This window comes from Achromobacter sp. UMC46, assembly GCF_014170335.1.
Classification (GTDB): Bacteria; Pseudomonadota; Gammaproteobacteria; order Burkholderiales; family Burkholderiaceae_B; genus Achromobacter.
On record NZ_LZZS01000006.1, the window covers coordinates 69,934 to 88,641 of the forward strand.

Annotated in this window: 17 protein-coding genes; 10 read left to right on the plus strand and 7 right to left on the minus strand. The window is 64.6% G+C overall.

Annotated features, from left to right (window positions below):
* Window positions 1–181: 181 nt before the first annotated feature.
* Both A9973_RS11190 and A9973_RS11195 read left to right on the plus strand, forming a co-directional pair.
* On the plus strand, window positions 182–841 hold the full coding sequence (locus A9973_RS11190; protein WP_183013858.1) for a glutathione S-transferase family protein: 660 nt from the start codon (window positions 182–184) through the stop codon (window positions 839–841).
* Window positions 842–848: 7 nt separating this feature from the next.
* Window positions 849–2,582 (plus strand): alpha/beta-hydrolase family protein, encoded by a 1,734-nt coding sequence (locus A9973_RS11195; RefSeq protein WP_183013859.1) that lies wholly within the window; start codon window positions 849–851, stop codon window positions 2,580–2,582.
* Here A9973_RS11195 and A9973_RS11200 read toward each other — a convergent pair whose 3' ends face one another.
* Window positions 2,583–3,566 (minus strand): tripartite tricarboxylate transporter substrate binding protein, encoded by a 984-nt coding sequence (locus A9973_RS11200; protein WP_183013860.1) that lies wholly within the window; start codon window positions 3,564–3,566, stop codon window positions 2,583–2,585.
* Between the two features lie 33 nt (window positions 3,567–3,599).
* Window positions 3,600–5,132, minus strand: coding sequence for an argininosuccinate lyase (argH, locus tag A9973_RS11205; RefSeq protein WP_183013861.1), 1,533 nt, complete (start codon window positions 5,130–5,132; stop codon window positions 3,600–3,602).
* A 125-nt stretch (window positions 5,133–5,257) separates the two neighbouring features.
* Here argH and A9973_RS11210 point away from each other — a divergent pair, with 125 nt between their 5' ends.
* The 3 genes from A9973_RS11210 to A9973_RS11220 all read left to right on the plus strand — a co-directional run bounded on the left by A9973_RS11210 (window position 5,258) and on the right by A9973_RS11220 (window position 9,119).
* On the plus strand, window positions 5,258–6,157 hold the full coding sequence (locus tag A9973_RS11210; RefSeq protein ID WP_183013862.1) for a LysR substrate-binding domain-containing protein: 900 nt from the start codon (window positions 5,258–5,260) through the stop codon (window positions 6,155–6,157).
* Window positions 6,154–6,870: a hypothetical protein gene (locus tag A9973_RS11215; RefSeq protein ID WP_183013863.1), complete on the plus strand. Its 717-nt coding sequence runs from the start codon at window positions 6,154–6,156 to the stop codon at window positions 6,868–6,870. Before A9973_RS11210 ends, A9973_RS11215 begins: the two co-directional genes overlap by 4 nt.
* A 179-nt stretch (window positions 6,871–7,049) precedes the next feature.
* Entirely contained in the window at window positions 7,050–9,119 is a 2,070-nt protein-coding gene (locus A9973_RS11220; RefSeq protein ID WP_255469122.1) for a PIG-L family deacetylase, read from the plus strand.
* A gap of 1 nt (window position 9,120) precedes the next feature.
* Here the strand turns inward: A9973_RS11220 and A9973_RS11225 are convergent, their stop codons facing one another.
* From A9973_RS11225 to A9973_RS11235, 3 genes are all read right to left on the minus strand, one after another.
* Entirely contained in the window at window positions 9,121–9,729 is a 609-nt protein-coding gene (locus A9973_RS11225; protein WP_183013865.1) for a LysE family translocator, read from the minus strand.
* A 128-nt stretch (window positions 9,730–9,857) separates the two neighbouring features.
* On the minus strand, window positions 9,858–10,841 hold the full coding sequence (locus tag A9973_RS11230; RefSeq protein WP_183013866.1) for a tripartite tricarboxylate transporter substrate-binding protein: 984 nt from the start codon (window positions 10,839–10,841) through the stop codon (window positions 9,858–9,860).
* 77 nt (window positions 10,842–10,918) lie between these two features.
* Window positions 10,919–12,832, minus strand: coding sequence for an alkyl/aryl-sulfatase (locus A9973_RS11235; RefSeq protein WP_183013867.1), 1,914 nt, complete (start codon window positions 12,830–12,832; stop codon window positions 10,919–10,921).
* Window positions 12,833–12,963: 131 nt separating this feature from the next.
* Here A9973_RS11235 and A9973_RS11240 point away from each other — a divergent pair, with 131 nt between their 5' ends.
* The 4 genes from A9973_RS11240 to A9973_RS11255 all read left to right on the plus strand — a co-directional run bounded on the left by A9973_RS11240 (window position 12,964) and on the right by A9973_RS11255 (window position 16,974).
* Window positions 12,964–13,926 (plus strand): LysR family transcriptional regulator, encoded by a 963-nt coding sequence (locus tag A9973_RS11240; protein ID WP_183013868.1) that lies wholly within the window; start codon window positions 12,964–12,966, stop codon window positions 13,924–13,926.
* Between the two features lie 159 nt (window positions 13,927–14,085).
* Window positions 14,086–14,268: a hypothetical protein gene (locus tag A9973_RS11245; protein WP_183013869.1), complete on the plus strand. Its 183-nt coding sequence runs from the start codon at window positions 14,086–14,088 to the stop codon at window positions 14,266–14,268.
* 105 nt (window positions 14,269–14,373) lie between these two features.
* Window positions 14,374–15,519 (plus strand): calcium:proton antiporter, encoded by a 1,146-nt coding sequence (locus A9973_RS11250; RefSeq protein WP_183013870.1) that lies wholly within the window; start codon window positions 14,374–14,376, stop codon window positions 15,517–15,519.
* Window positions 15,520–15,678: 159 nt separating this feature from the next.
* Entirely contained in the window at window positions 15,679–16,974 is a 1,296-nt protein-coding gene (locus tag A9973_RS11255) for a serine hydroxymethyltransferase (protein ID WP_183013871.1), read from the plus strand.
* A gap of 33 nt (window positions 16,975–17,007) precedes the next feature.
* Here A9973_RS11255 and A9973_RS11260 read toward each other — a convergent pair whose 3' ends face one another.
* Window positions 17,008–17,358: a glycine zipper 2TM domain-containing protein gene (locus tag A9973_RS11260; RefSeq protein WP_183013872.1), complete on the minus strand. Its 351-nt coding sequence runs from the start codon at window positions 17,356–17,358 to the stop codon at window positions 17,008–17,010.
* 161 nt (window positions 17,359–17,519) lie between these two features.
* Window positions 17,520–17,816, minus strand: coding sequence for a hypothetical protein (locus tag A9973_RS31125; protein WP_255469123.1), 297 nt, complete (start codon window positions 17,814–17,816; stop codon window positions 17,520–17,522).
* Between the two features lie 406 nt (window positions 17,817–18,222).
* On the opposite strand from A9973_RS31125, the gene A9973_RS11270 reads away from it, so the two are divergent.
* A complete protein-coding gene (locus A9973_RS11270; RefSeq protein ID WP_255469124.1) occupies window positions 18,223–18,705 on the plus strand; it encodes a response regulator in 483 nt (160 codons plus the stop codon).
* Window positions 18,706–18,708 lie beyond the last annotated feature (3 nt).

Here is an 18,708-nt window from a genome sequence, read left to right on the forward strand (position 1 = left end):
CGTTTGTTGTCCCAAGGCGACGTTGCCTTCGGCTTATCGAATACTGTATTGGTTTTGCGCGGATCCGGCATCACGGCAACGCCCGCCGTCCGTCTGGTGGAAACAATTATCAAACCCTGGTTTGCCCAAAGGCCGGCTTCCGCTTGCATAATAAAGGCCGTCTGACTCAGGAGACTCCGCCATGTCGCTTGCGCTCTACGGCCATCCCTTTTCCTCGTACACGCAGAAGGTGCTGATCGCGCTGTACGAGAACGGCACTCCCTTCGAATTCCGCTGCATCGGGCCCGACACGCCGCAACACGCGGCCGAGTGGCTTCGGCGCTGGCCGTTGCGCAAATTTCCGCTGCTGGTGGACGGTACGCGCAACGTCGCCGAAACCAGCATCATCATCGAGCACCTGCAACTGACGCGGCCCGGGCCAATCGCCCTTCTGCCCGCCGATCCGGCCGCCGCGCTGGAGGTGCGCTTCCTGGACCGCTTCTTCGACCTGCACGTCATGAACTGGGTGCAGCACGCGGTCAATGGCGCACTGACGGGCGACGACACCAAGCGCCGCGAAGGCCTGGCGCTGGCGGCGGAAAAACTGGAACTGGCGTATGCCTGGCTGGACGCGCAACTGGGCGGCCGCGCCTGGGCCACCGGCGCGGATTTCACGATGGCGGACTGTGCCGCCGCGCCGGCGCTGTTCTACGCGGACTGGACGCACCCCATTCCCGACACCTGCCGCGTGCTGCACGCGTACCGCGCCAGGCTGCTGGCCCGGCCGTCGTTCGCGCGCGCAGTCGACGATGCGCGGCCGTTCCGCCCCCTATTCCCGCTGGGCGCACCGGATCGGGACTGACAGGACGATGCCCTTGCCGCCGGCCCCCGGCAGCCGTCTGCCCGCGTTTGTCCAATCGCACCTGGAATCGCTGTCCGGCGTCGGCCTGCTGCTGAGCACGCTGTTCTTTGCGGCCTCGCTCACGCCCACCCTGGTGCCCCGCACCTACGTGACCCAAGGCGTGCTGGCGGGCGCCTGCCTGGCGGCCGGTTACGGGCTGGGCGTGCTGTGGCACTGGCTTTGGGCCTACCTGGAACTGCCGGAACCCCGCGCACGGGCCGCGCGCGTGACCAACGCGCTGATCACCGTACTGTGCGTGTCCGTGCTGATGCTGTTCCTATGGCGCGCGGCGGACTGGCAGAACACGATCCGGGCCCTGATGAAGATGGAACCCGTGACCAGCGCGCACCCCTTCAAAGTCTGCGCGACGGCGGTGGCTACCTTTGCCGTGCTGCTGGCGCTGGGCCGCCTGTTCAAACGGCTGGCCCGAGCCGTGTCCGCGCAGGTTCACCGCGTGGTGCCGCGACGCGTCGCCAATGTGGCGGGCGCGGCGATCGCGATCCTGATCTTCTGGTCGTTGGCCAACAACGTGCTCTTCCGTGCGGCGCTGCATGTGCTGGACGCCTCGTTCCGCGAGTACGACGCGTTGATCGAGCCCGCGCGCCCGCAACCCGTCGACCCCGCCAAGACAGGCAGCCCGGCCTCGTTGATCGCATGGAAGCAGCTGGGCCGCGCAGGGCGGGAATACATCTCGTCCGGCCCTGGCGCCAGCGAGATCCGCGCCCAGACCGGACGCGACGCGCAAGAACCCATCCGCGTGTACGTGGGCTTGCCGGGCGCCAGCACGGCCCAGGCCCGGGCCAGGCTGGCGCTGGAAGAAATGAAGCGCGTGGGCGCATTCCAGCGTTCCGCCCTGGTGGTCGTGACCCCCACGGGTACGGGATGGATCGACCCGGCCGCCATGGACACCGTCGAATACCTGCTGCATGGCGACGTGGCCAGCGTCGCCATCCAGTATTCCTACCTGTCCAGCCCGCTGTCCCTGCTGGCCCAGCCCGAGTACGGCGCGGAAGCCGCACGCGCGCTGTTCGCCGAAATCTACAACACCTGGACGGCGCTGCCCAAGGACCGGCGGCCCAAGCTGTATCTGCATGGCCTGAGCCTGGGCGCCATGAACTCCGCCCGCTCCGCCGAACTTTTCGAAATGATCGGGGACCCCATCCAGGGCGCGCTCTGGAGCGGTCCGCCCTTTGAAAGCCGGGTCTGGCGCACGATCACCGACGCCCGCAATCCGGACTCGCCCGCCTGGCTGCCCGAACTGCGCGACGGCGCCTTCGTGCGGTTCATGAACCAGAATGGCTCGCCGGTGCCCGCCGATGCCCCGTGGGGACCGATGCGCATCGTCTACCTGCAGTACGCCAGCGACGCCGTCACGTTCTTCGACTACCGCGACCTGTACCGGCGCCCGGCCTGGATGGATCCCCCTTATGGGCCCGACGTATCGCCCGACCTGCGCTGGGTGCCGGTGGTGACGATGCTGCAGCTTGCCTTGGACATGTCCGTCAGCACCCACACGCCGATCGGCTACGGCCATGTGTACGCACCGCAGCACTATGCGGATGCCTGGCTGGCCGTGACCGGGGCACAGGATTGGCCGGCCGATGCGCTGGCCGCCCTGAAGCGGCACCTGATGGAACGGACCCGCGCGGCGATGGACGATGGCGACAGCAAGGAAGCCCCGTACGACAACCGCGGCGGATGATCAGTTGGTCTGGACGTCGGCGCTGTCGATGATGCGCTTCCAGCGCTCGGTCTCTTCGCCGGAAAGCTTGGCCAGCTCGGCGCTGCTGCCCGGAAACGGCACCGCGCCTTGCTCGGCCAGATGGGCGATCATCGCCGGGTCCTTGGCAAGCCCGACCACCGTGTCCTGAAGCTTGCGGATCACGTCCGGCGGCGTTCCCGCAGGCGCCATGACGCCGTACCAGGACTCGACGACGGCATCCTTCACGCCGGCTTCCGCCAACGTCGGCACATCGGGAATCGCCGCGCTGCGCTGGTCGCTGGCGACGGCCAGGACGCGCACCTTGCCCGGCTTGATGTACGCCAGCACGTTCGGCAGATTCGCGAACAGCACCTGCACCTGCCCCGACAGCAGGTCCGCCGTCGCCGGACCCGCGCCGCGGTAAGGCACGTGCTCGAACTTGGCGCCCGAACGGTACATGAACAGTTCGCCCGTCAGATGGTTGACGGACCCCATGCCCGCCGAGGCCATGTTCAGCTTGCCGGGATTCTGCTTGGCGTACGCCACCAGTTCCGCCACGGTCTTGGCCGGCAGGTCGGCCGACACGGCCAGCACGTTCGGCACCGTGGAGAACAGCGCGACCGGTGCGAAATCCTTGATGGCGTCATACGGCAGGTTCTTGGTCAGCAAGGGCTGGATCGACTGCTGGCCCATCGTCGCTAACAGCAAGGTGTAACCGTCGGCCGGCGCCTTGGCGACGAAGTTCGCGCCGATGCTCCCGCCGCCGCCTGGCTTGTTTTCCACAATGACGGTCTGGCCCAGCGCTTCCGACATCCGGTTGGCCAGCAGGCGCCCCATCAGGTTCACGGTCCCGCCCGGGGCGAACGGCACGATCATCGTGATCGGCCTGGAAGGATAGGCCTGGGTTTGCTGTTGGGCCTGCGCTTGGGCTTGGACGCCTATCCCGATGGCGGCGGCCACCGCCACAGCTGCGAATTTCAGCATGATTGAATTCCCCTTGATTGTTTGTGTGGCCGTTCAGGCTTCCTGGACGGACGGCACCGCGGACTCGGACGAAACAAGCGCCTGCACGCGTTGCCGCAACAGGTCCTGCGCGTCGGCCACGCGCTGGACCGTATCGGCGATCACGCTGCGTTGCCTGGCCAGCAGTGCCCTCTGCTGGCCGATACGGCCGGTCACCAGACCCGGCGCCGGCCCGCCGAACGATTGGCGCGCCGCCACATTGCGGACCGGGTCCAGGCAAGCGGCGATATCGTCTTCGCAAAGCGCGACCTGGCGGCCAAGCTGCTGGACCGCCGCGGCGTTGACCATTTCCGCCGTGATGTCCTTGGCGGGGATCCCCGCTTCCAAGGCTTGCCGGACCACCGCGCCGATGATGTGGTGCGCGTCGCGGAACGACGCGTCCGCGTTGCGCACCAGCAAGTCGGCCAGGTCCGTGACGGTCGAGAAATCCTCTGCCGCGCGCGACGCCATGCGCGCGCGGTTCGGCTCGACGCGTTCGACCAGCAGCTTGATCAGCGCCAACGACCTCAGCGCTTCCTCGCAGGCCTCCCAGCACGTGCGGGTGCTTTCGCGGCTGCTGTCGCCGGAATGCGTGAAATGGGTGGATTTCACCGTCGAGAACGCGGCCGACGTCAGCCCGATCAAATGGCCGGTCTTGCCCCGCAAGTACTCCAGCACCGCCGGGTTCTTCTTCTGCGGCATGATGCTGGACGTGCTGGCGATGCTGTCCGGAAAAGACAGATAGCCGAATTCGGGCGTCGACCAGATATAGAAGTCCTGCACCATCCGGCTGCTGGTGATCATCATGATCGACAGCGACGCGCTCAGTTCCAGCGCGAAATCCCGCGACGCGACGCTGTCCAGCGAGCTCGGCAGCGGCCGGCTGAATCCGAGCATCGCGCTGGTAGCGTCGCGGTCGATCGGGAACGATGTGCCCGCCAGCGCGCAGGCGCCCAACGGCGAGGCATCCACGGTTTCCAGCGCATGCAGCAAGCGGTCGGCATCGCGCGACCAGGCATCGACCAGCGCCGACAGGTAATAGCCGTAGGTGATCGGCTGCGCGGCCTGCATATGCGTGTAGCCGGGCATCACGCAGTCCGCGTACTGGCTTGCCTGTGCCAGCGCGGCATCCGCGACGTCGATCAAGGCAGTCGCGATCCGGGCGATGAAGTCCCGTGCGCGGATGCGGTCGACGGTGGCGCCGATGTCGTTGCGGCTGCGCGCCGTATGCAGGCGGCCGCCCAGCTCCTGCCCGACCAGCTTGATCAGGTGCGCCTCGTAGTTGAAATAGGCCTCTTCCCGCGCGGGATCCAGCTCCACGCCGTCCGGGCCGTCCGCCTGCATCTTGAGCAACGCGTCCGCCAACCGGACCGACGCGTCGTGGTCCAGGATGCCCTGCTCGTGCAGCATCACCAGATGTGCAAGGTTGATCTGATTCAGCATCTCGAAGTTGGCGAAGAACTCGCGGTTCAAGCGCGGAAGGAATAGGTATTGAAGCACTTCCGGGGCTAGCGGTTGCTTCAGGCGGCTGCTGACTTTGGATTCCATTTCAGTCCGATGGGCACAGGAAAACTGTAGTCTCCGCCTGGGCCAACTTATGCGTCAAATCAGATATTTACGGCATCAAATACGAAATTGATATGATTAATCCTGCGATGTTTTTGGACTGACCGATGAATTTCAAGCAAGTCGAAGCCTTTCGCGCCGTGATGATGACGCGTTCCATGACCACGGCGGCCGGCCTGCTGCATACCTCGCAGCCGAACGTCAGCCGATGGATCGCGCTGCTTGAAAGCACGCTGGGCTTCGTGCTGTTCAAACGCGTGGGCACCCGGCTGATCCCTACCCCCGAAGCCGACGCGTTCTACGCCGATGTCGAACGCGCATTCATCGGCCTGGAATCGCTGAACGACAGCGCCAGCTCCATCCGCCGGCGCGGCACCGGCCTGCTGCGGGTCGGCGCGGTGGGCTCCATCACGCAATGCGTGCTGCCCGACGCCATCCGGCTGTTCAGGGACACGGTCTCGGACATCCCCGTCGTGGTCAGCACGGGCGGGTCGGACGTGGTGGCGAAATGGATGGCCACCGGCTTTTGCGACATCGGTTTCTCGTCCATCCAGGCGGACATTCCCGGCTTGAACTTCGCGCGGATCAACGCCGCGCAAGCCGTCGGAATCGTGCCGGCCGCGCACCGGCTTGCCCGCAAGAAATTGCTGAAACCCGCCGACTTCAACGACGAGAATTTCATCTCGTTGCCGGCCGGCAGTTTCAACCGCGCCTCGGTCGACCGGCACTTTCCCGACGACGCCAGAATACTGTCCATCGAAACGCCCTACGCCACGACCATCTGCTCGATGGTCGGCAAAGGGCTGGGCGTGTCGATCATCAACCCCGTCGTGTCGCGGGCGCTGAACATGCCTGAATTGCGCGAGATCCCATTCTCGGAAAAAATCGAATTCCCCAGCTATGCGGTCACGTCCGACCACTTTCCGGTCGGCACGCTGGCCAGGAAAATGAGCGAATGCATGCAGGAAGCGTTCGCCTCGCTGAACCTGGGCAAGGCGGCGAAATGACCCCGGCCCCTCTGACCTCGTATTTCTGGAGCGGCGACTCCCTGCGCAGCCGCAGCGTCGGCGGCAACGTGCTGTCGGGCAAGGTGGAGGTGCCCCCGCCCCCCGCGCGCCTGCTCGCCGATTGGAACCGCGAGATCACCACGCGGTTGCTGCTGGAGCCCGGCGATGTCGAACAGATGCCGTTGGCGCGCACGCAAGTGCGCTGGCCCGACTACGATCGTTGCGTGCAAGCCATGGCCACCTGGACGCGCGCGCAGGGGCTTGGCGACACGCTGGCCGACAGCGATATCGCCCTGATGGCGTGCCGCGGCGCGCGGTATCACCACGATGGCGAACAATACGGCGGCGCCGCCTTCTGCAACGTTTTCTTAAGCGAAGACAAAGGGCTGGACGTGCACTTCCCGTCCTCCGGCCATCGCATCCCGCTGGTCCGGGGCACGGCCATCGTCTTCGACACCTGCCAACCCCACGCCGTGATCCGGCGCGGCAGCAATGGCTTTCACGCCGCCGATTTCGCCTCCGATGAAGACCTGACCCAACTGTTCCTGACCTGGGAACTGCCCGTCGACACGCCATGCGTGGCGCAGGCGCTTGGGGTGGCGTTCGATGTGGACCCGGAAGGCGCCACGCGATTGGCCGAAGAGGAGGTCTGGAAAAACGGGGTACGAGTGCAGGTGAACCCGGCGTCCGGGCACTGGGAGCCCGCCGCATAGGCGCTTAGAAAAAAGTGACGGACCAAATCGCTTGTCTGCGCGCCATTGCAGTCTGACACCCTATCCAACACTCTGTTCCGGTTCGCTCGACGGCGCGAAACACCTGCCCGCTATACTCGTTTCACCAAAAACACATTGCCGCGCCGCACCTTAAGCGACGCCTCTCTATGCCAGCTTTGATGGCCTTTACGCGCCCCGTCTGCCGGGCGCTATTCTGCGCAGTCACCCTTTTCGTCTCCGCCTCGGCGTTGGCCGCCCCGCCAACGCTTGCGCAATGCCACGGCATCAAGGACTTGGCCTTCGTGGCCCACATGGATGACGATCTGCTGTTCATGAACCCGGACATCGCCTCGAATATCGAGGCGGGCGGCTGCGTGCGGGTGGTCTACCTGACCGCCAGCGATGCCGGCGAAGGCGACGGCTACATGCTGGGCCGCGAGCGCGGCATCCGCGCCGCCTACGCCTACATGGCGCACAAGCCCGACCAGTGGAAGGAAGACGCCGGCACGGCGGGCGGACGCAGCATCGCGCGCTTTACCTTGCAGGACAATCCGCGCGTGCAGCTGTGGCACATGCGCCTGAAAGACCCCTGGCTGGGCAAGGGCTGGGGCAGCCTGACGCCGCTGAGCCGCACCGAATCCGAACCCGGGCAAAGTGCCGACACGCTAGGCCCCTACCCCCAGGTCTACACGCGCGAACAACTGATCGACACCTTGGCGGATCTGATCCGCCAGTACAAGCCGACGACCGTGCGCCATCTGGACGACACGATGGTCGTGCCCTACACGCAGCTTTGCTGGCGCTGCGCCGGCCACGGACACCCGGACCACATCGCCAGCGCGCGGCTGGTGCGCGAAGCCATGCTGCGCGTGCCGGGCAACTACGCCGAAACCGGCTACATCGACTACCCCAGCCAGGAACGCGCCACCAATCTGGCCGAAACAGAAATCGCCAGCAAGTCGGTGATCTTCCAGCACTACGCCTGGAACGACTATCACTATTGCGCCGGCCCGACGGGTTGCAAAGAGCCCGCCGGCCCCGCCGCCGCCTGGGTGCAGCGCGCCTACTACGTGTCACGTCAGGACATCGCGCCGCAGTTGTACCCGGACGGGCGCGGCGGCCTGGTGGTGTTCGCCGCCGGCGAAACCAATGCCGCCGTCAACCGCTGGGACTCCAGCCAGCGCCGCTGGCAGAGCCTGGGCGGCCGCACCAGCGGGCCGCTGGTCTCGTTCTCCCACGCCGACGGCACAGCCGGCTTGATGGCGCGCGATCCGCTGGGCGGCGTGTGGGCGAACAAGCAGCGCCACGATGGCACCTGGCAAGGGTGGCAAGCGCTGGGTGGCCTGCGCGTGACGCAGATACCGGCCGTCGCGCCGCGCGGCGAAGCCGCCGCCGTGGCGCTGGGCTATGACGGCGTGCTGCATTGGATCACCCCGTCCGGCATCGACGGTAGCTGGAGCACGTGGCAAGACCTGCCGCCGCTGGACGGCGCCACCGGCGCCCCCGCCGCCGCGCGCGGCGCCGACGGGCGCTATGTCGTGTTCGCATCGGCCGGCGCAGGCGAAATTTTCTACACGCGCCAACTGCCGGCCGCCAAAGGCCATCGCCCCGAATGGCAAGGCTGGCGGCGCGTCCAGGCGCCCGAAGCCGCGGGCGGCCTGGCGGCGATCCGCAACCACGAGGATCGCATCGAACTTTATTTCCGGCAACGCGGCGACAACCATCTGACCAAGCTGGTGGAAGCCGGCGACACCACCGACCTCGACATGGACTGGAGCGCTGCTGCCGACATGGGCATGCCCTACATTGGACGCCCGGCCATCAGCGCCGATGCGCAAGGCAATGTCGTCCTGGCGCTGCTGGAACGCGCGGGCGGGCCGCTATGGCTGGTTGAGCATGGCAAGCCGGTCAAGCTCGACGCATTGGCCGCATCGCCGCCCGCGATTCATATCATCGACGGCACGCTTTACGTGGTGGCGCGCACCGCCGGCGCTCCGCAGCAGTATCAGGTGCTGTCGCGCCACGACGGCAAGTGGGCGGGCACCTTGACGTTGGACGGCGTGCCGTCGACCGGCGGCGGCCCCTTCGCTACCGTGGCCGCCCGTCCGGTGGACCTGCCCAACCTGGGCGCCAACAGCACCAACAACGCCGTCGTGGTGCGGCCCTCGCCCAGCGACCCCGGCACGCTGACGCGCGAACGCATGCCCACGCAGTCGTCGCGCGCGGCCACGCCTACGACGGTGCAGTAAGTCAGGAACCCGGCAGCGCGGCGCCCATGGCGGCGAACAGGCCGCCGCAGACTTTGTTGAAGCGCCGGCCGGTACGCTCCAGCCAAGGCCGCACGCGATGCGCCAGCCGCGCCAGCACATACTCGACCAGGAATTCGATGACCGCGAACGTCCCCGCCATGATCACGAACTGCGTGAACAGGCTACGCGACGGATCGATGAATTGCGGCAGGAACGCGCCGTAGAAGAGCAGCGCCTTGGGATTGGAGATCGCGGACAAAAGGCCCTGGCTGAACATGCGGGTCCGGCGCGGCCGGGGCATGTCGGGCGCCGGCGTCAGCTGCACGCCCGGTGCGCGCCACAACTGGATGCCCAGCCAGATCAGATAGGCGCCGCCCGCCCATTTCAATACCGTCAGCGCCGGCCCCCAGGCCTTGAGCAGCGCACTGATGCCCAGCATGGACAAGGCGATCAGGGCAATGAAGCCCACCGCGCCGCCGGCAATGGTGCACAAGGCCTTGCGATGGCCATGCAACGCCCCATGGGTCAATGCAAGCAAGGTATTGGGGCCGGGCGTGATCGACAGGCCGATGACGGCGATCAGATAGATGAGCCAGCTGTGGAGGGCCATGGCGACAGTGCCGAAAATTGGAGGAAGGACGGCCAGTCTAGCGCCGACGACACCGGCCGGGCAAATAGCCGTCGACCTTCCTTCACGGCTTGGCGCCCGCGGGGGAAAATCCCCTCAGCTTGCCGCTTCTAAGAATCCAGACTGAATCCCGAATTCCTAAGATACGCGCTCCAGTAATCCGAAGATTTCTTGATCACACTCCCAAATTCCTGCGTGCTCATCAGGGTGGGCAAGCATTGATACTGTGCGATCCTTTCCTTGAACGCTTCGGTTGCAAGCACCTTCTGCGTCGCCAGATGAAGTTCCACGACGTCTTTTGCTGGCGTCGACGCGTTCGCAACCACACCGATCCATTCCGCCTGACCGACGGCGGCTCCCAGGCCCAACTCCTCGAAAGTCGGCGTATCGGGCAGATCCGCCAACCGCCTGGGCGCCAATACCGCCAGGATCTTCAAGCGGCCGGCTTTGTTCAAGACCGTGAAGTTACTGACGATATTCAGGCATGCCGCGACCTCACCGGAGACGACCGCCTGCGTCAACGCCGGACCGCCCTTATACGGAATGATGCGGAATGGCACCCCCGTTTGCGCCGTCAGCATTTCAGCGATGAATTGCAGCGACGTGCCGGCGCCGGGCGTGCCGATCGTGGCCTGATCGGGATTGGCCTTGCACCATTCAAGAAAGGCCGGCAATGAGGTGGCGGGAACGTTGTTGCTTATCACCAGCGCGTGGAAGTAGTCGCACACCGCGGTAACGGGCATGAGGTCCTTCGAAACACTATATGGAAAAGTTTTGTAGAGATGCGGCCGTATCGTCAGAGCGGCCGGTGTCGTCACGGCGAAGTGGGTACCGTCCGCCGCAGAATTCATCAGCGCCTGCACCGCGAGCTGCCCGCCCGCTCCGGTTCGATTGGATACCACGATCGGACGGCCGAGGGCTTTCTGCAGGCCTTCCGCCAACGACCTGGCCACAATGTCGGGAATGCCACCTGCCGGAAAACCGACATGCAACGTTATCGGCGGTGCCGCAGCACGCGCCCAGATCGGCATGCCGGCTATCGCGGCGCCCAACGCCAGAAGCCGCTTGGCGGTGCTACGTCGATTCCTGTCCACGTATTCATCTCCCCTGTCTTCTGTCCCCGCACGTGAATGCAGGGGCTTATGGCCTGGAGTGCCCCAGCCGCTCTGGCTCAAGGTTCAAGGATGTGGAACATCGGGTTGAAATCATCCATGTGCCTGAACAATTCGATGACCAGATCCACATTCCCCGTGATCTTCATCCGCCCCTCCGTTGCCGCGCGATACAAGCCTTTTTCCCCTTGCAGCAATGACCACAGCTGCTTGCGCGGAACATGGATCCGGGCATCCGCCCTTTCACCATGGGATCCCGGCAGGTGTGACATCGCCCCATTCGAAACAACCAGCCGGTGGCAGGACCCCTCATCCGGCGTCAACCAGTCAATACTGCCTTGCAAGGCCTGGATGGCCAGTCCGTCCAGGCGAATGGCGATCGAGTCAAGGAAGCGGGAGATCGGCAGCATCGTCATCATTGCGACCGATACCGTGTTGCCCGTGGGCGGCGCGGCATCCACGCCGTTCCGCAATTCAAGCGCGCCAAGCAGATAAGCGTTCCGCCACGTCGCGGACTCCGCCTGGTAGCCCATCTGTTCCATCGCATTGGCACCAAGTTCCCGCGCCGCCCAGCAACCGGGATCGGCGAACACCACATGATTCATGACCTCAGCCACCCACCGGAACTGGCCGGCGTCCATGTCTGCGCGTGCGCGCTCCAGGATCGCGTCGTTGCCTCCCATGTACTCGACGACCTTCTTCCCAAGCTCCACTGGCGGCAGGCGATGAAGGTGTGCAGGATTGCCGTCATAAGGCCCCAGGTAGTGAGCGTAGATAGCCTCGACGTTGTGCGCTATGGCGCCGTAATAGCCTCGCGCACTCCAGTTCCTGGAGAGCGCATTGGGCAGCATCAGCTGTTCCGCGATCTCCCTCGGAGTCAGGCCATGACTCATCAGCCGCAACGTCTGGTCGTGCAGGAAGCGATAGAGATCACGCTGTACGCGAATGAACTCGACGACGCGTTCACTGCCCCAGGTGGGCCAGTGGTGCTGGGCGAAGACCACGTCCGATTTGTCGCCATAAAGATCAAGCGCTTCGTCAAGGTAGCGTGACCATGCCAGCGAGTCGCGCGTTTTCGCACCGCGCAAGGGGCAAAGGTTGTGCATCGTATGACAGGCGTTCTCCGCCAGGTTCAAGGCCCTGTGGCCTGGAAAATAGAAGTTCATCTCCGCTGGCGCTTCGGTGCCAGGGGTCAACTGAAAGACAATCTTCACACCGTCGATGACATGCTCTTCGACCGTCTCGGTGATGAGCATCGTTGGCGGAATCATCGAATAGGTTCCCTGGCCCGCGTTCTTACCCAAGCCGCTGTCCACTTGCGACATCGGGCCTGGCATCAACGACGGGCCAAACTGGAACGCCGCCCTGCGGCGCATCGGAACGCCAGCCATCACCATTTCCGACACGACTTCATCCATGAACCCCGTCGGCGCGATGACAGACACGCGGCCTGCAGCCACGTCTTCAACGCTTGTCACGCCCAGCACGCCGCCGAAATGATCCCGATGGCTGTGGCTATAGATCACTGCCACAACCGGTCGGTGGCCGCGGTGCAGCCAATACAGATCCAAGGCTGCCCGCGCCGATTCCTCGTACGTGAGGGGATCGATGACCACGATCCCTTTCTCGCCCTCTATGAAGGTGATATTGGCCAGGTCGAAGCCGCGCACCTGATAGATACCGTCGACTACCTTGAACAATCCATGATGCATGTTCAGCCTGGCTTGACGCCATAGGCTAGGGTTAACCGTATCCGGGGCGTCCGACTGTTCAAGGAAGTGGTATCGACCCAGGTCCCAGACCACTTTGCCGTCGGCACCGATGATGCGCGCATCGGGAATCGTCGCGATGTAGCCACGGGCGGCATCGCTGAATGCCGTCGTGTCGCTGAAATCAAGCTCGCTGCGGAACCGGCCGTGGCTTTGAATGGTGCTGGCGCTTGCCGGCTGAGGCTGTGCATATGCATTTCTCATAGGGACTCTCGATGTTCAGGAAATAGGCGAGGCAACGCAGCGACGCGATCAATGCCAGGCAGATTACCCCGCATGTCAATCGATGAAAACGGAATAGAATCCACATCGTTACCGCTATTTGGAATAGATCGATGCGCTCTGACAGCTACAGGCAAGTGGTACGCAGGCTACGTCTGCGGCATCTTGAATTGCTGGATGAACTGGGCACTTGCGCTTCGGTCAGCGAGGCCGCGCAGCGGCTTAACCTGTCGCAATCGGCGGTCAGCAAGATGTTGGCCGACATCGAGCAGGCCTATGGAATGGTGCTGTTCGCCCGCAGCAAACAGGGCATCACGCCATTGGCTCAAGGCCTGACCGCCATCCAGGGGGCCCGGCTGGTGCTGAACGATCTTGCCGCGATCAGCGAGCGCATGGAAACGATCCAGGAAGGCAGCGTAGGGCTCTTGCGGGTCGGAACGTTTTCCACCGTCGCGCTGATGGCGAATGGTCTGACCGCATTCCATGCGAAGCGTCCGGGCATGATGACCCGCATTCGCGAAGGATCCCCCCGCGAATTGCTGCCCCTGTTACTGGCGGGAGAACTCGATTGCATCGTGGGAACGCTGCCCATTGAAGCGCTTTCCGAATCCGAACTGGACACGCTGTCCTTTGAAGTCCTTGCAGAAGACCGCATCTGCGTGATGGCGGCACCGGACCACAAGCTGCGCGCGCTCAAGAAGATCAAATGGAAGCAGGTGCAGAACGAAAGGTGGATGCTGCCGGTCCACGGCACATTGATGAGGTCCGCCTTCATCCACGCGTTCCTGAGCAATAAGCTTCGCCCTCCGCATGCCGAAGTGGAGGTCACGTCGCCGATCACGATGCGCTGGCTTATCCGGTCTAATCCCGACTGCCTGGGCATCATGCGGTGGCAGCAGGCAAGAGAAGAGATCGCGGAGGGCTATCTGTCGGAACTACCCATGGAGTTCAACCCGCCGCTTGCCCCGCTGTCTCTCATCGCGCGCAAGGTCATATCCAGCGAGAACGAGGTTCTGGATGCGTTCAGATTGGAGCTGCTGGCGGAAGCGCGGCGATTGGGCGCGGCCAGACCCTAGCGCGACGGCGGAAAGGCTCGTCACGGACCGTTTTGCCATCCTCCCATGGCGTCACCATTAAATCCTTGCTCTACCCCCTTCACAACACCTGCCGCGGACGCCTTCTGGCCATTGGGCGGTACGACACAATCCTCGGCTCCTTGAAAGAGGCCGGCGTCGATGCGCTCATCCATCGGCCGCGGGACCTTCACCGTGCGCTATGCGGCCGAATCGCTGCCGCTGCTGGACAAAGGGAAGGCACCGGTGCACGTAACCGGACACAGCATGGTCCAAGCGTATTACGGCTTTCGGCAGAAGCTGTCCAACGGGATCAGCGACAGGGCGGGTTGCCCGATCGGGTAGAATTCCAGCGACCGAGCCACCGCGGCTCCCGCAGGCCAGGACGACCTGACCGGCGCGTGTCTTCACCGGGGACGACCCCGCTTATCTTTCATGGAAAGAACAGCGATGCGCGTCAATGGCATTCCCAAAACCACCTGGTTGAAGCTCGGCTGGGCCTGGCTCGTCGTCATAGCCTTTACGGTCTACGGCGGTACATGGCTCGCCGAACCGCTGACCCCGACCGCCGCGATCGCCTGCTTCGCGGTGCTCTTCTTCACCATCGTCGCCGCCTCTTTCGGCGTGGTCCACGAAGCGGACCTTCTGGCCCACAAGCTGGGCGAACCCTACGGCACGCTGATCCTCACGCTTTCCATCGTCTCGATCGAGGTGATCCTTATCGCGTCGGTGCTGCTTGGGCCGGGCGAATTCCCCACCATCGGCCGCGACTCGATCTTCGCCGTGATGATGATCATCGTGAACCTCGTCATGGGCATCTGCCTGATCATGGGCGGCTTGAAACATGGCGAGCAGGAGTTCAACGCCCAAGGCGCCAACGCGTACCTGTCGATGATCGTGCTGCTGACGGGCACCGCCCTCGTCTTGCCCAACCACCTGTCGGGCGCGGGCGAATTCGCGCCGCTGCAGGCCTGGACGATCGCGGCCGTCACCGCCACGCTGTACGCGGTATTCCTGCTGCTGCAGATGCGCAGTGAAAGCCGGCTCTTCATCCAACCGCCTTCCGGCATGATGGCCGTGGCCGCGCGTCCTGGAAATGCCAGCGCAGCGGCCCCGGACAAGACCGCCGGCCCCGGCGACCGGTCCACCATCCTGCGCAGCAGCCTGCTGCTGCTTGGCATGATCATTCCGATCGTGCTGCTGGCGCACCATCTTGCCATCGTCATCGACTATGGCGTGGCGACCGCTGGCGCGCCCGTGGCGGTCGGCGGCGTGCTGATCGCCATCATTGTCTTCACGCCGGAATCCCTGACCGCCGTCAAGGCCGCCCTGAACAATGAAATGCAGCGCGCCATCAATCTCTGCCTGGGCGCGTTCGTCTCTACCGTCGGCCTGACGGTCCCGGCCGTGCTTGTCATCGGGCTCGTGACCGGTAAGCAAGTCATCATGGGGATATCCGCGCTGGAAACGGTGCTGCTGGCGCTGACGGTGTTGCTCGGCATGCTGTCGTTCAACGGCCAGCGCACATCCGTCGTGCAAGGCGCCATGCACTTGGCGTTGTTCATCACTTACGGATTTCTCTTGTTCTACCCCTGACGCAAGCAGCCGCCGGTCCCGCGTGGGCGGGTGGGGAAAGTGGTCTGCTCGGGGCGTCGAATGTGGCATGAATGCCTATGCCACTCCAATCCTAGACTTACGTTTTGGCCGCGGGCCGGCGCCTGACCGCCCGCTTTCTTCGACCCCCACGCTTCCACCATGACGAACCTTGCTCCCTCCGACGGCCCGCTGCCCGTCGTCAGCGCCCTTGCCTTGCCCCTGGCCGACCGCGACATCTGGGCGGCCATCGACGCCGAACGGCACCGGCAGATGCATTCCATCGAACTCATCGCGTCGGAGAACTTCGCCAGCCGCGCGGTGCTCGACACACAAGGTTCGGTGCTGACAAACAAGTACGCCGAAGGCTACCCGGGCCGCCGCTACTACGGCGGCTGCATGAACGTCGATGTTGCGGAAGACATCGCGATCGCGCGGGCGAAGCTGCTTTTCGGCGCCGCCCACGTCAACGTGCAGCCCCATTCGGGCAGCCAGGCGAACCAGGCCGTCTATCTGGCCCTGCTGACCCCCGGCGACAAGATCCTGGGCCTGGACCTGAAGGCCGGCGGGCACCTGACGCATGGCGCCAAGGTGAACCTGTCGGGCCGGTGGTTCCAGACCTTGAGCTACGGGGTGGACCCCGTGTCGCAACGCGTGGACATGGAGGACGTGGAACGCATCGCCCGGCAAGAGCGGCCCAAACTAATCGTCGCGGGCGGTTCGGCCTATTCCCGGACGCTGGATTTCGCGCGGTTCCGCGCCATCGCCGACGAGGTGGGTGCGATCTTCATGGCCGACATGGCGCACTTCGCCGGGCTGGTGGCAGGCGGCGTCTACCCGTCGCCGGTGCCGCATGCGCACGTCACGACGACCACGACGCACAAGACGCTGCGCGGGCCACGCGGCGGGATGATCCTCTGCAACGACGGCGACATCGCGAAGAAGATCGATTCGGCCGTGTTTCCCGGCCTGCAAGGCGGACCGCTGATGCACATCGTCGCGGCCAAGGCGGTTGCGCTGGGCGAGGCCCTGCAACCGTCGTTCCGCACCTATGTGCGGGCCGTGGTCAGCAACGCGCAGACGCTGTGCGACCGACTTGCGGCAGGCGGACTGTCGATCGTGTCGGGCGGCACCGACTGCCACCTGGGCGTGGTTGACCTGCGGCCATGGGGGCTGGCGGGCAATACGGCCGAACACGCGCTGGAGCGGGTCGGCATCACGTTGAACAAGAACTCCGTACCGTTCGACGACGCCAAGCCGACCGTGACCTCGGGCATCCGCGTGGGCAGCGCCGCGTGCACGTCCAGGGGCATGGGCCCTGATGCCTTCAACACGATCGGCGACATGATCCTGACCGTGCTTGGCGACGTGCGCGCGGGCGCGATCAGCCATCGCACGGAAACCGCCATATGCGCAAGCGTGACCGACCTGGCCAGGCGCTTCCCGCTGCCCTACTAGGCGGGCCGGGCATCGTCCTGGCGGGGGTTAAAGTCAATCACGGTGATGGCGCCCATTTGAGCGGGAGTGGCCCCGGTACCGGTCATGGTCCCGATAGCCCGCGCGGCGGTAGGAGTGGTCGCGCCCGCGGTCGCGGTCCCAATCGTGGCGGCGTCTTCCCCGGTCGTCATCCCCAGTGATGACGTGGCCCAGCAGGCCGCCGGCAGCGGCGCCTCCCACGGTCGCCCAGGGATCGCCGTCCGACAGCAACGCGCCGGCCACGCCGCCCAACCCGGCGCCGATGACCGTATTGCGGGTCTGCTTGTCGGCCTGCGCCGTCATGCTGAAACCCAATGCCAGGACACCTGCAAGAACCGCTTGGACAAGTCGCTTCGTAATCGCCATCTTTATTCTCCTGTAGCGGGCCGCCCCCGCGATGCGGCCGTGCCTGACGGCTTGAATCAGACGTCATTCGTCTGGAAAGCAAGTTATCACTTCAGGTGTGTGTCAGTCTTGCCAGCTGGGATACGGTGTGTATAAGCGGTTTCAATTGCTTTCTGCGCCACTCACGCCGAGCGCCCGGGTGTCCGGGGAAGCAAGCCGGCCTGTTCCAGGCGCCAGCGCGGGATCTCGTATTCATAGGAGGCGGCTTCCAGCGTCTCGTACTGCTTGAACCACGCGACGACATGCTGCTCGATATCGCTCGGAAGCGTCCCGATCCACGCCGCCAATTCGTCCGGCGACGTGATGGCCAGCGTTGCGCCGCTGGCAAAGGTGGGCTCGTTGGTCAGACCTTGCCCGGGCACCAGATACGTCCGGCGGTACAGGCGGCCCTTGTCCCAGACCTCTGTCGGCACGTACACCGGCCACTCCCGCTCGCAGCGGCACCGACACGTACATGGCCAACGACACCCGCTGGCTGTTTTCGAAGGAAGCTTTGTAGCGGATCAGTTCGACGCCCTGCTCCACGTCGCCCAGCGCACGCCACAAGCAACGCTTGCGCTTCTGCTTCCAGCCCGCGAATGCGGACTGCGACCGCAACGTATCCATGAACGCTTTTTCGATCGCATCAAAATCGATGGGCATGTCGGCCTCCAGGAGGGTTGTCGCGCGATGCGGCGCGCGGATCAACACGGATTTAAGCATGGGCCTGCCGCGGTCAACTCCCGATACAATTGCGACACGCGTGCACGCCGCCCATGCCCTAGGATGCGGCTTTCCACGGCCCGGCCAGAAATACAAACGCCGCAGTACGTGGCATTGAATCCCATGAAAAAAATACTATTGGTCGACGACCAGCCGATGCTGGTCGACATGTTGCGCGAGTTCCTCAGCATTGAAGGCTATGACGTCACGACGCATACCGATGGCTTGACCGCGCTTCGACAGATGCTTGACGTGCGCCCCGATCTTGTCGTCACCGACTTCTCCATGCCGGGCATGAACGGGGCGGCCCTGCTCACCGCCATGCGCGAAAACGCCTATCTGGGCGACACGCCCGTGCTGGTGCTGAGCGGCCGGCCGGAACATGAAATCAGCGAAACCTGCGACGGTTACGCGGCCTACCTTCGCAAGCCGGCCGAACCGGCCGACGTGCTGGCGATCATCCGCCGTCTGACGCCCGCGGCCGACCGGCAGCCGCATTACCCGGCCACGCCCGGAGCTATGCCGGAAGAACGCGCCGAAAAGCTGGCGGATGCCGTCGGCAAGACCATTGGCGTGCCGATGGCTTACAGCCACCAGCCCCTTTGAAGG

Bases quoted from the DNA above. Each gene is read 5' to 3' on its own strand.
- A9973_RS11200 (WP_183013860.1), bottom strand. From the start codon at position 3,566: ATGCTGAAATTCGCAGCTGTGGCGGTGGCCGCCGCCATCGGGATAGGC.
- A9973_RS11195 (WP_183013859.1), top strand. From the start codon at position 849: ATGCCCTTGCCGCCGGCCCCCGGCAGCCGTCTGCCCGCGTTTGTCCAA.
- A9973_RS11235 (WP_183013867.1), bottom strand. From the start codon at position 12,832: ATGAGAAATGCATATGCACAGCCTCAGCCGGCAAGCGCCAGCACCATT.
- A9973_RS11210 (WP_183013862.1), top strand. From the start codon at position 5,258: ATGAATTTCAAGCAAGTCGAAGCCTTTCGCGCCGTGATGATGACGCGT.
- A9973_RS11250 (WP_183013870.1), top strand. From the start codon at position 14,374: ATGCGCGTCAATGGCATTCCCAAAACCACCTGGTTGAAGCTCGGCTGG.
- A9973_RS11270 (WP_255469124.1), top strand. From the start codon at position 18,223: ATGAAAAAAATACTATTGGTCGACGACCAGCCGATGCTGGTCGACATG.
- A9973_RS11245 (WP_183013869.1), top strand. From the start codon at position 14,086: ATGCGCTCATCCATCGGCCGCGGGACCTTCACCGTGCGCTATGCGGCC.
- A9973_RS11255 (WP_183013871.1), top strand. From the start codon at position 15,679: ATGACGAACCTTGCTCCCTCCGACGGCCCGCTGCCCGTCGTCAGCGCC.
- A9973_RS11225 (WP_183013865.1), bottom strand. From the start codon at position 9,729: ATGGCCCTCCACAGCTGGCTCATCTATCTGATCGCCGTCATCGGCCTG.
- A9973_RS11215 (WP_183013863.1), top strand. From the start codon at position 6,154: ATGACCCCGGCCCCTCTGACCTCGTATTTCTGGAGCGGCGACTCCCTG.
- A9973_RS11190 (WP_183013858.1), top strand. From the start codon at position 182: ATGTCGCTTGCGCTCTACGGCCATCCCTTTTCCTCGTACACGCAGAAG.
- argH (WP_183013861.1), bottom strand. From the start codon at position 5,132: ATGGAATCCAAAGTCAGCAGCCGCCTGAAGCAACCGCTAGCCCCGGAA.
- A9973_RS11260 (WP_183013872.1), bottom strand. From the start codon at position 17,358: ATGGCGATTACGAAGCGACTTGTCCAAGCGGTTCTTGCAGGTGTCCTG.
- A9973_RS11240 (WP_183013868.1), top strand. From the start codon at position 12,964: ATGCGCTCTGACAGCTACAGGCAAGTGGTACGCAGGCTACGTCTGCGG.
- A9973_RS11220 (WP_255469122.1), top strand. From the start codon at position 7,050: ATGGCCTTTACGCGCCCCGTCTGCCGGGCGCTATTCTGCGCAGTCACC.